Genomic DNA, 14,089 nt, shown 5'->3' on the forward strand with positions numbered 1-14,089 from the left:
TCATCGACCGGCGCCGGGTGGGCCCGCGAAAGCCTGCGCGATCTGCAACCACCGCTGCGCGTCCGCGCCTTGGGCGGTGACGTCGAGGGCGCTCAACGGGCGACGCTGGGTAACCAGGAAGCAGAAATCCTCCGCGGAGCCACCGACCCGCTGCTCGGCACCGGCTGGCCCCCAGGACCAGGTATCGCCGGCGGGCCCGCGCAGCTCGACCAGGAACGGCTCGGCCGGTGGCGTCAGATTGTTGACGGCGAAGGCGAAGTCGCGGGTACGCACCCCGAGGTGAGCGATCGACCGCAGGCGCTCGGTCGCGGGCCGCGTCACACCCAGGGCGTCGGCGACATCGAGGCCGTGCGCCCAGGTCTCCATCAAGCGCGCGGTGGCCATCGAGGCCGCGCTCATCGGCGGCCCGAACCACGGGAGCTTGCGACCGGGCTGCACCGTGAGCAGCGCGTCGTGCAGCCGGCCCCGGGTGACCCGCCAGTCCGCGAGCAACTCGGCCGGCGCCAGCGCCGCCAGCTCATCGGCGCCTTTGTCGACGAAGCCCGCCGGGTCGGCGGCCGCGCTGGCCAACGCCTCGGCGAAGCCGGCCTCGTCGGTGACCGCGATCAGTGCGACCCGGTCCGTCCACAGCAGGTGGCCGATCTGGTGTGCGATCGTCCACCCCGGCGCCGGTGTGGGGTCCCCCCAGCGGTCGGGCGGCAACGGCGCGACCAGCTCGTCGAGCGCGTCGCTTTCGGCACGCAGGTCGTCGACCATGGGCGCGGGCCCGGTCATCGGAGCCCTCGACTGTCGGCTGCGGCCGTCGGACACGTCACGTCTGTACCTTAACGATCGTTCGCCTGCTCCCCGCGGCGCCCGACGATGCTGTGCAATGCCAGGCCGATCAGGTAGAGCACCGATCCGAACAGCGCGAATGCGGGTGCGTGCCCGTCGTCGGGAATCAAGGTGCCGGCCACCGTGATCGAGACGATGAACGCGACCCAGAACAGCGCGTCCTGCACGGCGAACACATGCCCGCGAAGAGCGTCGTCGACATCCATCTGGATCGCGGTGTCGGCGCACAGCTTGACCATCTGCACGGTGACGCCGAGCAGGAAGCCGCACGCGACCATCACCGGGAGAAGCAACTCGGCGCCGGCGACCTCGATGATCGCCGACGTCGCCAACGCGCCGTTGGCGGTCGCGTAGCGCCCCCAGCGGCGGATGGCGGGCGGCGTCAGAACGTTGGCCAGGAAGGCGCCGAGCCCCGCGGCGCCGAAGAAGAGTAAGGCGGTGCCGAATCCCCCGCCCTCGAGGTTGGGCATGTGGTGGACCAGCAACAAGACCAGCAGCGAGTTGATGCCGATGACCATCCGGTGGGCGGCCAAGCCGGACAGAGTGGCGGCCACCGTAGGGCGCTGCGCCACCGTCCGTACGCCGTGCAGCCAGCCGGTGATCACCGCGTAGATGACCGGCCCGTGGATCGCTCGCCGGGTGTCGTCGGGCCCCAGTACCCGCGCCCCGAACCGCAGGGACAGCAGCAACGCGATCGACACGGGAACCGCTGTGAGGTACACGGTCGCCGAGGCGCCCTTGTCGCTGGACCCGACGATGAACCGGGGCACCAGCATGAAGTTTGCGCCGAGGAACGCCGCGATGGCCCCGGATGCGGTGGCAACCGAGTTCATCGTCACCACCTGCTCGCGCGGCACCACGTGCGGCAGCGATGCCGACAGCCCGGACCCGACGAAGCGGGCCAAGCCGTTGGCGAACAGAGCGCCCAGCAGCAGCGGCAGGTCACCGGCCCGCACCGCCAGGATGGTGCCGATCGCGGCGAAGAGGATCAGTCGGCCCACGTTGGCGCCGACGAGCACCAGCCGCCGGTCCCATCGATCCATCAGCGCACCAGCGAACGGACCGAGCAGCGAGTACGGCAAGAACAGGACCGTGAAGGCGCGCGCGATGGCGAGAGGATCGGCGGCCCGATCCGGGTTGAACAGCAGGGCGCCGGCCAGGGCAGCCTGGAATAAGCCGTCACCGAATTGGCTCGCAACGCGCACCTGCAGCAGCCGCCAGAAATCCGGCAAACCACGCACGGACCGCCAAATTTCGACGGGTGCACTGGACTGCATCCGGGTTGGGATCACCGAAACCGACTTCCACGATTGGGGGCTGGCAAAGCTCGCGCGATCAGAGCGTCTCAACCACAGTACAAATCTCCTTGGCCCACGCTCTCGATTGCCCTGGGCCACGATGCGCCGGATGCGATGATGGTGGGGTGCCGCCGCCGGAGGATCCAGAGGACTACGTCGCACCTGCCGCGCAACGGGTGCGTGCGGGCACTTTGCTGCTCGCCAACACCGATCTCCTCGAACCGACCTTCCGGCGCAGTGTGATCTACATCGTCGAGCACAACGACGGAGGCACTCTGGGTGTCGTCCTGAACCGCGCCAGCGAAACCGCTGTTTACAACGTGTTGCCCCAGTGGACCAAGCTGTCGGCGAAGCCGAAGACGATGTTCATCGGGGGGCCGGTGAAGCGTGACGCTGCGTTGTGTCTGGCGACGCTGCGGGTCGGCGCCGATCCCCAGGGCGTGCCGGGCTTGCGCCACGTGGACGGCCGGGTGGTCATGGTCGACCTGGACGCTGATCCAGACGTGATCGCGCCGCTGGTCGAAGGGGTGCGAATCTTCGCGGGGTACTCGGGCTGGACGATCGGTCAGCTGGAAGGCGAGATCGAGCGCGACGACTGGATCGTGTTGTCTGCCTTGCCATCCGACGTGCTCGTCGGACCGAGATCCGACTTGTGGGGCCAAGTCCTGCGTCGCCAGCCGCTGCCGCTCTCGCTGCTGGCCACCCACCCCATCGACATCAGCCGGAACTAGGGCTGCTGACGTCGGGCCCACCGGCCCTCTAGTTCACTGGCACGACTGCGTGCAGCCGGCGCAGCTGCCGGCGCAGACGGGCGCCGCCGCTTCCTGGCGCAGCGCGAAGCGCGCGGTCTGCCACGAGCCCGCGGCCAGCGTTCCGAGCGCGCCCACCACACAGACGATGAGTACGACCAGCGCCGTTTTCGGGACGGCGGCCATGGCCACCGCGCCGCCGGCTGCCAACATCACCGCAGCCGCCAACTGGGTCGGCGCCATCGCGCGCAGCGCCAACGCGGTGGCGCCGAAATTCCGGTTGTGGGCAAGCGACCAGGTGCCGAACCCCGCCGAGGCCACCGCCGCACACATGCACAGCACGCCCGCAATCAGCATGGGCTCACAATACGAGCCGGGTCAGCGGCCCGCGCATCCGGCTCGATGGGTGCCGGCGCCGCCGTCCTCTAGTGCTGCAGGAACGAGAAGTTCGGCAGCGGGGGCAGGCCCGGCACCATGGCCAACAGGCTGGGGGTGCGCTGCGGGTTCGTCACGGGCGCCTGCGCGGGGAGCCCGCCCGGGGCCGCGAGGGACGTCTGGGCGAGCGGTACCAGCGGAGCCGCGCCGGGAGCCGGGGGGGCGACCGGAGCCACAGCGGCCGGGGCGACCGGGGCGACCGGGGCAGCAACGGGAGCCGGGACGACGGGCGCGACCGGAGCCACACCGGGTGCCGGGGCGGCAGGCGCGACCGGAGCGGCGGCGGGAGGCTGGGCGGGCAGCCCGACCGGGGAAGCGGCGGGGACCTGGGCGGGTGCCGGGGCGGCCGCGCCAGGGGCGCTCACGCGGAATCCGTTGATGATCGCGTCGGTGGCCGGTGCGTCGGCGACGCTCACCGCGCGGTCGGTGGTCACCGACAGCGACACGAGGTATTTGTCGTGCCCGGACGTGGCGATGACGTGACGCCGCGACGTGTTGAGGGTCAAATCACCGTCACGGTAGGTGCCTTCGACGATCGACGACGGGAAGCCGCCGAAATCGGTCATCGCGGCGTTGGTGGGCTGCCACGCCAGAAGCTTCTGGCTGTCGACGTAACCGTGGGTGATGGCCTCTTTCGGGTCGAAGTTGCCGACCAGTTTGTACACCACGACCTGCGCATTCGACGAGTAGATGCTGCTGCCGTGCCGGTCGGCGATCACCGCGAATGCGTCGGGCACGTTGGGATCAGGCACCTGCGTCCAGCGTGCGGGTAGCGGCAAGGTGATGTCGAGCGCCTTGAAGCCCTCAGGCTTTTGCGCCTCGAGCTTCACGCCCTTCGACTGCAGGAACTCGTGGATGGTGCCCGACGTCGCGGGAGCCGGAGCCGGGGCCGGCGGGTTGACCGCGGCCGGCGCGGCGGTTCCCGGGGCGGTGGCGGTCGCCGGCGGGGCGATCTGGTTGCCGGCCGGCGGGGCCGCGAGGTATCTGCTCGGCGGCACCAACTCGGGCCCGAGGTTCTGCGGCGCCGGGGCGGGAACCGCGGGGACGGGCGCCGGCGCTGGGGGCACCGGGTCTGCCGATGCCGTGCCGCCCGCAACAACCGCCAGGCCCATCAGACCAGCGACCATACCGCCGAGGAGTGCCCGGTGGACGGGGACGATCTCAATCATCTGCGTCGGTCCTTCCAAAAGGCGTCAGTACCAGAAGCCGTCGATAGTGGCTGACTGTAACTAGAGGTCAAAGGCGGTGAACAGGCTCGAAACACACCTGGGATGAACCTCTGATCGGCGCGCGACGGAACCGAGACCAACCTGTGGCCTGGGGACCCGCCGTGTCGGCCCTTATACCCTGTTCAGGTGACCGACTCCCCGACCGCTTCGCCGGCAAGCAGTTCCGGCGCCGCCGTGCCCGACTCTGATGCGCCGCCGCATCGCTACACCGCGGCGCTGGCGGGGCGTATCGAGGGCGCGTGGCAGGAGAACTGGGCGAAGCTCGGGACGTTCAATGTGCCCAACCCGGTCGGTTCGCTGGCTCCGGCAGACGGAGCCCCGATCCCGGACGACAAGTTGTTCGTGCAGGACATGTTTCCCTACCCGTCGGGGGAGGGGCTGCACGTCGGCCACCCGCTGGGCTACATCGCGACGGACGTATACGCCCGCTATTTCCGGATGATCGGCCGTAACGTCTTGCACGCGTTGGGGTTTGACGCCTTCGGGCTGCCCGCCGAGCAGTACGCGGTACAGACCGGCACCCACCCGCGCACCCGGACCGAGGCCAACGTCGTCAACTTCAAGCGCCAGCTCGGACGTCTGGGCCTCGCCCATGACAGCCGGCGCAGCTTCTCCACCACCGACGCCGAGTTCTACAAGTGGACCCAGTGGATCTTCTTGCAGATCTACAACGCCTGGTTCGACACCACTGCCAACAAGGCCCGCCCCATCGCCGAGCTGGTCGCCGAATTCGAGTCCGGTGCGCGCCGCCTCGAGGACGGGCGCGCCTGGTCCGGGCTGTCGGCGGGGGAGCGGGCCGATGTGATCGACGGCCACCGACTGGTATACCGGGCGGACTCGATGGTGAATTGGTGTCCCGGTCTGGGCACCGTGCTGGCCAACGAAGAGGTGACCGCCGACGGCCGCAGCGACCGCGGCAACTTCCCGGTGTTCCGGAAACGGTTGCGGCAGTGGATGATGCGGATCACCGCTTACTCCGATCGGCTGCTCGACGACCTCGACGTGCTGGACTGGCCCGAACCGGTCAAGACCATGCAGCGCAACTGGATCGGCCGGTCCACCGGCGCCAAAGCGCTGTTCGCGGCGACCGGGGCCGATGGCGAGACGGTCGATATCGAGGTGTTCACCACCCGGCCCGACACGCTCTTCGGTGCCACCTACCTGGTGCTGGCGCCCGAGCACGACCTGGTTGACGAATTGGTGGCGGCCGCCTGGCCAGACGGCACCGATCCGCGCTGGAAGTACGGCGCCGCCACACCGGCTGAGGCCGTCGCCGCCTACCGGCAGGCGATCGGGTCGAAGTCAGACCTCGAGCGCCAGGAGAGTAAGGCCAAGACCGGCGTCTTCTTGGGCAGTTACGCGACCAACCCGACCAACGGCAAGCCGGTGCCGATCTTCATCGCCGACTATGTGTTGGCCGGATACGGCACCGGGGCGATCATGGCCGTCCCCGGCCACGACCACCGCGACTGGGACTTCGCCCACGAGTTCGGCCTGCCGATCGTGGAAGTCATTGCCGGCGGCGATATTTCGGAGTCCGCCTACGCCGGCGACGGGGTCCTGGTCAACTCCGGCTACCTCGACGGGTTGGATGTGGCTGCGGCCAAGGAAAAGATCACCGCCCGCCTGGAGGCCGAGGGCCGTGGCTGGGCGCGCATCGAATTCAAGTTGCGTGACTGGCTTTTCGCGCGCCAGCGGTACTGGGGCGAGCCGTTCCCTATCGTCTACGACGCCGACGGGCGCGCGCATGCGCTCGACGAAGCCGCGCTGCCGGTCGAGCTGCCCGACGTCCCGGATTACTCACCGGTGCTGTTCGACCCCGACGACGCCGACAGCGAGCCGTCGCCGCCGCTGGCCAAGGCGACGGAGTGGGTGCACGTCGAGCTGGACCTCGGCGACGGCCTCAAGCCCTACAGCCGGGACACCAACGTGATGCCCCAGTGGGCCGGCAGCTCCTGGTATGAACTGCGCTACACCGATCCGCATAACTCGGAACGGTTCTGCGACAGGGAGAATGAGGCCTACTGGATGGGCGCGCGGCCGGCCGAGCATGGGCCGCAGGATCCCGGTGGCGTCGACTTGTACGTCGGCGGCGCCGAACACGCGGTGCTGCACCTGCTGTATGCACGGTTCTGGCACAAGGTCCTCTACGACCTGGGCCACGTGAGCTCGCGGGAGCCCTATCGCCGACTGGTCAACCAGGGCTACATCCAGGCCTTCGCCTACACCGACGCGCGCGGCTCGTACGTGCCGGCCGAGGATGTCGTCGAACGGGACGGTGGCTTCGTCTACCCCGGGCCCGAGGGAGAGGTGGAAGTCTTCCAAGAATTCGGGAAAATCGGGAAGAGCCTGAAGAATTCGATCTCACCCGACGAGATCTGCGACGACTACGGCGCCGACACGCTGCGGGTCTACGAGATGTCGATGGGTCCACTGGAGGCCTCCCGACCCTGGGCGACCAAGGATGTCGTAGGGGCCCACCGCTTCCTGCAGCGCGTGTGGCGTCTGGTGATCGACGAGCAGACGGGTGACACCCGCGTGGTCGACGGACCCGAGTTGTCAACCGACACGCTGCGGGCACTGCATCGCACCATCTCCGGAGTCGCGGAAGACTATGCCGCACTGCGCAATAACACCGCCGCGGCCAAGCTGATCGAATACACCAACCATCTCACCAAGGAGCACCGCGACGCGGTGGCCCGCGCGGCGGTCGAGCCGCTGGTGCTGATGTTGGCGCCCCTGGCCCCGCACATGGCCGAGGAGTTGTGGCTGCGACTGGGCCACCAGACCCCGCTGGCGCACGGCCCGTTCCCGGTCGCCGACCCCGCCTATCTGGTCGACGACACGGTGGAGTACCCGGTGCAGGTGAACGGCAAGGTGCGCGGCCGGGTGTTGGTCGCCGCCGACGCCGATCAGGACACCGTGAAGGCCGCCGCGCTCGCCGACGAAAAAGTCCAGGCGTTTCTGGCGGGCGCCAACCCGCGCAAGGTGATCGTGGTCCCCGGCCGGCTGGTCAACCTCGTCGTGTAGCCCCGCCCTATTGCCCGGCGGGCCGCAGCACCACCTCGTACATGTGACCGTCGCGCGGGGTGGCCACCGCATGGGCGACCGCGGCGGCGACCGTCTCGGGCTTCAAAAAGTTGGCGGGGTCATAGGTGCCGCCCTCGAACTCGATGAGTTCGCGCTGCATGTCGCTGTCGGTCCGGCCCGGATAGACCGTCGTCACCCGCAACTCCGGTTCGTCGCTGCGCAGCGAGTCCGCAAAGGCGCGCAGCGCGAACTTGCTGGACGAATACGAGGCCATACCCCGCGAGGCGGTGCGCCCCGCGCCGGAGTTGATGAACACCACCTGGCCGCGCGCCCGTCGCAGCGCGGGCAACAGCGCCAGCGTAAGTTCTACCGGTCCAAAAACGTTCACGGCGAAGGTGGCACGCCACTCGTCGACGTTCGAGTCGGCGACGCTGCCGGGGATGGCCAGCCCCGCGTTGTGCACGAGCACGTCGAGCTCGTCCACAATTTCGCAGGCGGCTTCGATGTCGCCGGAGTCGGTGAGATCCAGTGGAAACGTGGTGGCGCCGAGCCGCCGCGCGACCGCGTCGAGCCGATCGGACGGCCGGCCCGCCAGCAGCAGGGTGTGCGTGGGTGCCAGCGCTGTGGCGATGGCCGATCCGATACCGCCGCCGGCGCCGGTGATGAGTGCATTGGGCATGCCCCGCAGTTTACCGACGCCGCAAATGCGAGCGAAAAGCGTTGAAGGCTGGTTCTTTTCAGGCTTCCTTGCGCGCGGGTGGTACGCCGGCGGGTCCAGACGTCGGGTCACCGGAGGCCAGCCGCTCGAGCGGCGCCAGTGCCTGCATCAGGGTGTTGAGGTCGGACGTCGGGAGCTGGCTCAGCATCGCGGCCAGCGAGGCGCGCCGATTGGCCAGGGATTCACCGTGCACCGCCCGTCCGCGCGGGGTGATGTCCACCAGCACGGCACGCAGGTCGGACGGATCGCGGGAACGCTTGACCAGCCCCACCTTCTCCAGCCGCCGGATCGCCACGGTCGTGGTGGGGGTTCGCACCCGTTCGTGTGCGGCGAGATCGGTCATCCGGATCGGGCCCTGGTCGAGCAGCGTGACCAGGATCGACAATTGTGCCAGGGTCAGCTCCCCGGCCGCCGCGCCGCTGGGGTCTCCACGGCGGAGAATCGCAAACAATTTGGACAGCGCTCGGTGCAAACCCTCGGCGAGCTCGGCTACCTCGGCCGGGTTCGATTCGCTGTCTGCCATAAATCGGGAGTCTATCCCGATATGAGGTGCTTACAAGGTAGCTATTGCCCACCAGTTAGTGGAGATCAAAGCACTTGGGACAAAAACCGCTGCAGCCGTTCGGTCTCTGCGGCATCGAATATCTGCTCGGGAGGGCCCGATTCCACGACCTTGCCGTGATCCATAAACACCACGGCGTCGGATGCCGACCGCGCGAAACCCATTTCGTGGGTTACCACAACCATTGTCATGCCATCGGCGCCGAGGTCGGCAATGAGTTGCAGTATTCCCTTGACCATTTCGGGATCCAGCGCCGAGGTCGCCTCGTCAAAGAACATCACCTGAGGCCCCATGGCCAGCGCGCGGGCGATCGCCACCCGCTGCTGTTGCCCACCGGACAGCATGCTGGGGCGGGCACCGGCCTTGTGTTTCAGGCCAACTCGGTCGAGTTGCGTCATCGCCAGGTCGCGGGCCTCGTCGGCCGGCAGGCGCCGCAACTTTCGTGGTGCCATCGCCACGTTGGCCAGGACACTCAGGTGGGGAAAGAGATTGAAATGTTGGAACACCATGCCGATGCGCTGACGCAACTCGTCGGGATCGTCGCGCAGCACCGATCGGCCATCCAACAGAATGTCGCCGCTGTCGGGCTCATACAAGCGGTTCAGCGTGCGCAGCAGTGTCGACTTGCCCGAACCGGACGGCCCGATGATCGCCACGGTGCTGCCCGCGGGTGCCTCGATATCGACGCCACGCAGCACCTTGCTTCCGCCCAGGGTTTGGTGAACGTCCTTGGCCGCCAGCGAAACTGACGCGCGCCCGTGGATGCCGGAGGTCACGTGATCTCCTGGCCGAACGTCGTCCCGAGCAGGTCGGCGTCGTCCTCCGGCACGGCGGCGCGGCGACCGCGGCGAAGCCGGGTGTCGATGTAGTTCACCAAATGCGTTAGCGGGATGGTCAATAGCAGGTAGAAGAGACCCGCGGCCACCAACGGCGACAGGCTCCCGGTCTGCGCGTTGAGATCCCGTCCCACCTGGAACAGCTCTCGCTGGTCGGCGATCAGGCCGAGGAAGTACACCAGCGCGGAGGCCTTCAACAGCCCGATGGCCTGATTGACCAGGGCGGGGAGCACGCGGCGGACGCCCTGCGGCACCACCACCAGCCGCATGGCGGTGACGTAGCTGAAGCCCAGCGCCCGGGACGCTTCCAGTTGTCCGGGATCGACGCTTTGAATGCCGGAGCGCAAAATCTCGCCGATGTAGGCGGCGGCCATCAATCCCAGCGCGGCGATGCCGAGCGGATAGGGGTTCTTGTTGGTCAGCCCACTGACCAACGGGCCGATGCCCATCCCGATCAGCAAGATGATCACCACTTCGGGCAGTCCCCGGAAGATGTCGGTGTACACCCGGGCCGGCCAGCGCAGCCAGCGCCGGTGCGAGATCCCCGCCATCGCCAACACCATCCCGAACGCCAGGCCGATCACCAGGGCGCTGTTGGTGAGGATCAACGTGTTGGGCAGACCGGTGGTGAACAGCATGGGAATGGCCTGCCGGTACATATCCCAGTCGAAGAACGATTCACCCACCTGGGCCAGTGGCGATTTCGGGGCGGGCGGTCCCGCGGGCGAGCGGTGTTGTTTCGCGATCGCCGCGAAGTCCGGCAGCTTGGGGATGGGCGCGGCTCTGGACCCGGGTTTCCAGCCGGGCGGCACAGTCCGCGGCACCCATTGCGTGTACAGGTGCGTCCAGGTGCCGTCGGCGATGACGGCGTCCAGCCCGGAATTGAGCGCATCGATCAACGGCTTGTTGCCCTTGGCCACCGCATAGGCGACGAAATTGCCTGGGCTGTAGGTATTCCCGGCGACCACTGCCGGATCGCCGGGGCGAATGACGGTCGCCGCGAGGGTCCCCGGCGCCACCCATGCATCGATCTGCCGGGACTTCAGGCTGGCGTACAGGGTGGCGAAGCCGGGATACTTCACGGGTTGCAGATGCAACACGTCGACGACATACGACTCCTCGACGGTGCCCTGCACGACGCCGATCCGCTGGCCGGGGGCGAGGTCGCTGAATTTGTGGATGGCCGAACCGGGCGGGACCACCAGCGAATAGAACCCGAAGTCGTAGCCGTTGGTGAAAGAGACCGTGTGCCGGCGGGCGTCGGTCGCTTTCACCGCCGCCGAGCCGACGTCAAAGCGCCCGGATGCCACCTGGGCGAGCAGCGCGGAAAAGTCGGTGCTGACGAAGCGGACCTGCAGACCCAGCTTGCCGGCGATGGCGCGCAGCAGTTGGTTGTCGAAGCCGCTGAATTCGCCGGTGGGGTTGATGCAGATGTTGGGTGGGGCGTCCGACAGCGTGCCGACGGTCAGGACACCCGGCACGCCGAGGCCCAGGGCGCCGATGTCGACGGCGTCGAGCGGCTCGACCGAGGCCGTGGTGTCCCGGTCGTCCTCGCCGGTGGTCGGGCTCTCGGTCAGGTCTTTGGGCAGGGTCCGCGCGCTGTCCACGCCGGCCGGAGCGCATTGATTCCAGTCGGCGGCCGCCGGCGCGACAGGTCCACCCAGCGCCACGCCGCACACCATCAGGACTGTCGCGGCCAGGCCGAAGACCCTTCCGCGGCGCTCGGTGCGCCGGCCCACGCGCGAACTCATCAGTGTCACCGTAACGACTTGACGGCGACGCGGCCCGCTCAGCGTCGGTTCACAACACCAGCGACGCTTGGTCGCAGATCGTGTCCGTTTCGGCGATCACCCGTAGCGGGCCGGGAACGACCCGACCGACGTCGTCGGGCGGGCTGAAGACCCGTCGCCGGACCAGTTCGGCCAGCATGGTCTGGGCCATCAGATAGGAGCGGTCGACGCACGCGGCCCGCGCGGCTTCCGGGTCGCGACGCTGTATCGCCGCGGTCTCGTCTTCGTAGAACGGCAGCATCTCGTCGCGCCCGCTCTGATAGGTCGTCCAGAACAGGCGGGGGATGAGGTTCTGCGACGCGCGGATCGTGGCATGCAGCCGCGGACCGGCGTACTCCTCGTTGACGGTGCGCCGGTATTCGGCGGCGGTGTCGGTGAAGGCGCGCGAGTCCTTGGCGGTGCGCAGCGAGCGCATCAAGGTGTCGAGCTGTCCCAGGATCCGTGGCGTGGGACTGGTCGCCGCGCGTGCGGACGCAATCCCATTGAGCATTCCGTCGAGCTCATGGTGTTCGAGGACGGTGGCCTCATCGAACCGCTCGACGAACGCGCCCCGGTGATATCGGGTGGACACAATGCCATCGTGTTCGAGTTGGACCAGTGCCTCTTGAATGGGCACCCGGCTCACTCCCAAGCCCAGCGCAATTTCATTGCGGTCGACGCGGTCTCCACTGCGCAGCTTCCCGGTCAACAACAGGTGGAGGATGTGCGAAACAACCAGGTCCTTTTCTTTGACCCCGTATTTCTTCGGCATCTTTTTGTTTCAGTCTCTTTCACACCCGGTTCGGCAATCCAGCGGTGAGAGTTTCTCACGAATTGACGCCCGCGTTTAGGTGTTTGGCCGACGAACCTGAATACGGCGGTTTAGCGGCTGTCGCGCCACTTGCATAGCGCTTCGGCGGCGGTCAGGTCGTAATCGGGTCCATTTACGCCGACGGTCAGCAGCGACACGCCCAGGGCGGTGAGGCCTTCGGCGTTGGCGATCAGCCCGTCGAGGCCCTCGCCGCGCCGGACGCCGCTGTTGTTCTCGACGCCGGCCGACCTTTCGATGGTGGACGGGTCGCGCCCGACGGCGGCGCAATGTTCTTCCAGCACGGCCGCCGCCCCCGGATACGTCTCGACGGTGGTGAAGCCGTGCCAGATGTCGCCGTATTCGGCGACCATGCGCAGCGTCTTCCGCGGGCCCTTGCCGCCGATGAGGATCGGGATGTCGCGGGTGGGAGCCGGGTTCAGCTTTGCCAGCCGCGCGCTGATCCGGGGCAGTGCGGCCGCCAGGTCGTCGAGGCGGCTGCCGGCGGTGCCGAATTCGTAGCCGTACTCGTCGTAGTCCTTTTGTTTCCAACCCGAACCGATGCCGAGGATGAGGCGGCCGTCGGAGATGTGGTCGACGGTGCGTGCCATGTCGGCCAGTAACTCCGGATTGCGGTACGAGTTGCACGTGACCAGCGCGCCGATCTGGATGCGCGACGTCTGCTCGGCCCAGGCCCCGAGCATCGTCCAGCATTCGAAATGCGCACCGTCGGGATCGCCGTAGAGCGGGAAGAAATGGTCCCAGTTGAATGCGATGTCGACGCCGATGTCCTCACAGCGGCGCACGGCGTCGCGCATCTGGCCGTATTGCGGAGCGTGTTGCGGTTGGAGTTGGACACCGATACGGATCGGGAACTCAGAAGTCATTACCCCACCGTAGGCTCAGCGTGCGTCGAGCACCCCACGCAGCAGGTCGATCAGCGCGCGTGGCTGGTCGCTTTGCACCGAATGGCCCGAATTCTCCACGACGTGCGCGGAGCGGAAATGCTTTGCGCGACGGGCCAGCTCGGCCGCGTCGTCGTCGCTGACGAAACCCGACGTGCCACCGCGCACCAGCGTGACGGGTGCGGACAAGGCGTCGACGTCGTCCCACAGGCCGGCGAAGTCGGGGAAGGTGCGGATGGCGTCATAGCGCCACGTCCACTGGCCGTTCTCCAGCTTGCGCGAGTTGTGGAACACCCCGCGGCGCAGGGCCTTCACCTCGCGGTGCGGCGCCGCCGCGACCGTCAAGTCGAGCATGGCCTGGAAGCTGGGAAATTCGCGTTCCCCGTGCATCAGAGCCACGGTGCCCTGCTGCTCCTTGGTCATCTCGGAATGCCGTTGCAGCGCCGACGGGGTGACGTCGATCAGCACGAGTTCTTTGACCAGTTCGGGTGCTACCGCGCCCAGCCGGATCGCGGTCAGTCCGCCCAGTGACATGCCGACGACGAGGCCGGCCGACGTGGCGTGTTCGCGCAGGATCGGCAACAAGGCGTCGGCGTTGTGCTGCGGCGAGTAGTCGCCGTCCTCGCGCCAGGCGGAGTGGCCGTGACCGGGAAGGTCGACCGCCAGCGCGGGTTCACCGAGGCCGACGATGATGGTGTCCCAGGTGTGCGCGTTCTGCCCGCCGCCGTGCACGAACACGATTCGTGGGGGAGTGCTGCCCCAGCGCAAGGCGCTGATTTTGCTTTCGCCCGTGCCGGACTCGACGCGTTCCGCGTCGGGCAGGGGACCGGAGACTCCAGCCTGCTCGGCGTTTTCGGACAGCAGCGAGAATTCGGACAGCCCGGCCAGTTCGTCTTCGGAGATCTCGGTCACGATC

General features: G+C 67.9%; 12 protein-coding genes and 1 pseudogene. 2 read left to right on the plus strand and 11 right to left on the minus strand.

From position 1 onward, the window contains the following. The gene (locus A5708_RS15585) at positions 1-774 is read right to left on the minus strand and encodes a TIGR03084 family metal-binding protein (RefSeq protein WP_065029484.1); all 774 of its coding nucleotides are present in this window, start codon (positions 772-774) and stop codon (positions 1-3) included. Positions 775-824: 50 nt separating this feature from the next. Next, positions 825-2,145 (minus strand): annotated as a pseudogene (locus A5708_RS15590) (MFS transporter). A 112-nt stretch (positions 2,146-2,257) separates the two neighbouring features. Between A5708_RS15590 and A5708_RS15595 the strand changes: the two are divergent. Then, positions 2,258-2,863: a YqgE/AlgH family protein gene (locus tag A5708_RS15595; RefSeq protein WP_065029486.1), complete on the plus strand. Its 606-nt coding sequence runs from the start codon at positions 2,258-2,260 to the stop codon at positions 2,861-2,863. Between the two features lie 33 nt (positions 2,864-2,896). On the opposite strand, the gene A5708_RS15600 is transcribed toward A5708_RS15595, so the two are convergent. Next, positions 2,897-3,238: a hypothetical protein gene (locus A5708_RS15600; protein WP_065029487.1), complete on the minus strand. Its 342-nt coding sequence runs from the start codon at positions 3,236-3,238 to the stop codon at positions 2,897-2,899. Between the two features lie 68 nt (positions 3,239-3,306). Further along, positions 3,307-4,485, minus strand: coding sequence for an LpqN/LpqT family lipoprotein (locus tag A5708_RS15605; protein WP_065029589.1), 1,179 nt, complete (start codon positions 4,483-4,485; stop codon positions 3,307-3,309). Between the two features lie 186 nt (positions 4,486-4,671). Between A5708_RS15605 and leuS the strand changes: the two genes are divergently transcribed. Continuing rightward, complete coding sequence (gene leuS, locus A5708_RS15610) at positions 4,672-7,575, plus strand: leucine--tRNA ligase (protein ID WP_065029488.1); 2,904 nt, start codon at positions 4,672-4,674, stop codon at positions 7,573-7,575. A 7-nt stretch (positions 7,576-7,582) separates the two neighbouring features. On the opposite strand, the gene A5708_RS15615 is transcribed toward leuS, so the two are convergent. The 7 genes from A5708_RS15615 to A5708_RS15645 form a co-directional block, all read right to left on the minus strand. Next, a complete protein-coding gene (locus A5708_RS15615; protein ID WP_065029489.1) occupies positions 7,583-8,254 on the minus strand; it encodes an SDR family oxidoreductase in 672 nt (223 codons plus the stop codon). Positions 8,255-8,312: 58 nt separating this feature from the next. Beyond that, entirely contained in the window at positions 8,313-8,816 is a 504-nt protein-coding gene (locus A5708_RS15620; RefSeq protein ID WP_065029490.1) for a MarR family winged helix-turn-helix transcriptional regulator, read from the minus strand. Between the two features lie 65 nt (positions 8,817-8,881). Beyond that, a complete protein-coding gene (locus tag A5708_RS15625; RefSeq protein ID WP_065029491.1) occupies positions 8,882-9,631 on the minus strand; it encodes an amino acid ABC transporter ATP-binding protein in 750 nt (249 codons plus the stop codon). Further along, on the minus strand, positions 9,628-11,442 hold the full coding sequence (locus tag A5708_RS15630; RefSeq protein WP_065029492.1) for an ABC transporter substrate-binding protein/permease: 1,815 nt from the start codon (positions 11,440-11,442) through the stop codon (positions 9,628-9,630). The genes A5708_RS15625 and A5708_RS15630 overlap by 4 nt, the downstream gene beginning before the upstream one ends. Positions 11,443-11,491: 49 nt before the next feature. Further along, entirely contained in the window at positions 11,492-12,232 is a 741-nt protein-coding gene (locus A5708_RS15635) for a GntR family transcriptional regulator (protein ID WP_065029493.1), read from the minus strand. A 110-nt stretch (positions 12,233-12,342) separates the two neighbouring features. Continuing rightward, positions 12,343-13,155, minus strand: a complete 813-nt coding sequence (locus A5708_RS15640) for an LLM class F420-dependent oxidoreductase (RefSeq protein WP_065029494.1) — start codon at positions 13,153-13,155, stop codon at positions 12,343-12,345. 15 nt (positions 13,156-13,170) lie between these two features. Next, positions 13,171-14,085 (minus strand): alpha/beta fold hydrolase, encoded by a 915-nt coding sequence (locus tag A5708_RS15645; protein WP_065029590.1) that lies wholly within the window; start codon positions 14,083-14,085, stop codon positions 13,171-13,173. Positions 14,086-14,089: the final 4 nt, after the last annotated feature.

Source organism: Mycobacterium colombiense (genome assembly GCF_001672755.1).
GTDB classification, from domain to species: domain Bacteria; phylum Actinomycetota; class Actinomycetes; order Mycobacteriales; family Mycobacteriaceae; genus Mycobacterium; species Mycobacterium colombiense_C.

Bases quoted from the DNA above. Each gene is read 5' to 3' on its own strand.
- A5708_RS15585 (WP_065029484.1), bottom strand. From the start codon at position 774: ATGACCGGGCCCGCGCCCATGGTCGACGACCTGCGTGCCGAAAGCGAC.
- A5708_RS15600 (WP_065029487.1), bottom strand. From the start codon at position 3,238: ATGCTGATTGCGGGCGTGCTGTGCATGTGTGCGGCGGTGGCCTCGGCG.
- A5708_RS15605 (WP_065029589.1), bottom strand. From the start codon at position 4,485: ATGATTGAGATCGTCCCCGTCCACCGGGCACTCCTCGGCGGTATGGTC.
- A5708_RS15615 (WP_065029489.1), bottom strand. From the start codon at position 8,254: ATGCCCAATGCACTCATCACCGGCGCCGGCGGCGGTATCGGATCGGCC.
- A5708_RS15620 (WP_065029490.1), bottom strand. From the start codon at position 8,816: ATGGCAGACAGCGAATCGAACCCGGCCGAGGTAGCCGAGCTCGCCGAG.
- A5708_RS15630 (WP_065029492.1), bottom strand. From the start codon at position 11,442: ATGAGTTCGCGCGTGGGCCGGCGCACCGAGCGCCGCGGAAGGGTCTTC.
- A5708_RS15635 (WP_065029493.1), bottom strand. From the start codon at position 12,232: ATGCCGAAGAAATACGGGGTCAAAGAAAAGGACCTGGTTGTTTCGCAC.
- A5708_RS15640 (WP_065029494.1), bottom strand. From the start codon at position 13,155: ATGACTTCTGAGTTCCCGATCCGTATCGGTGTCCAACTCCAACCGCAA.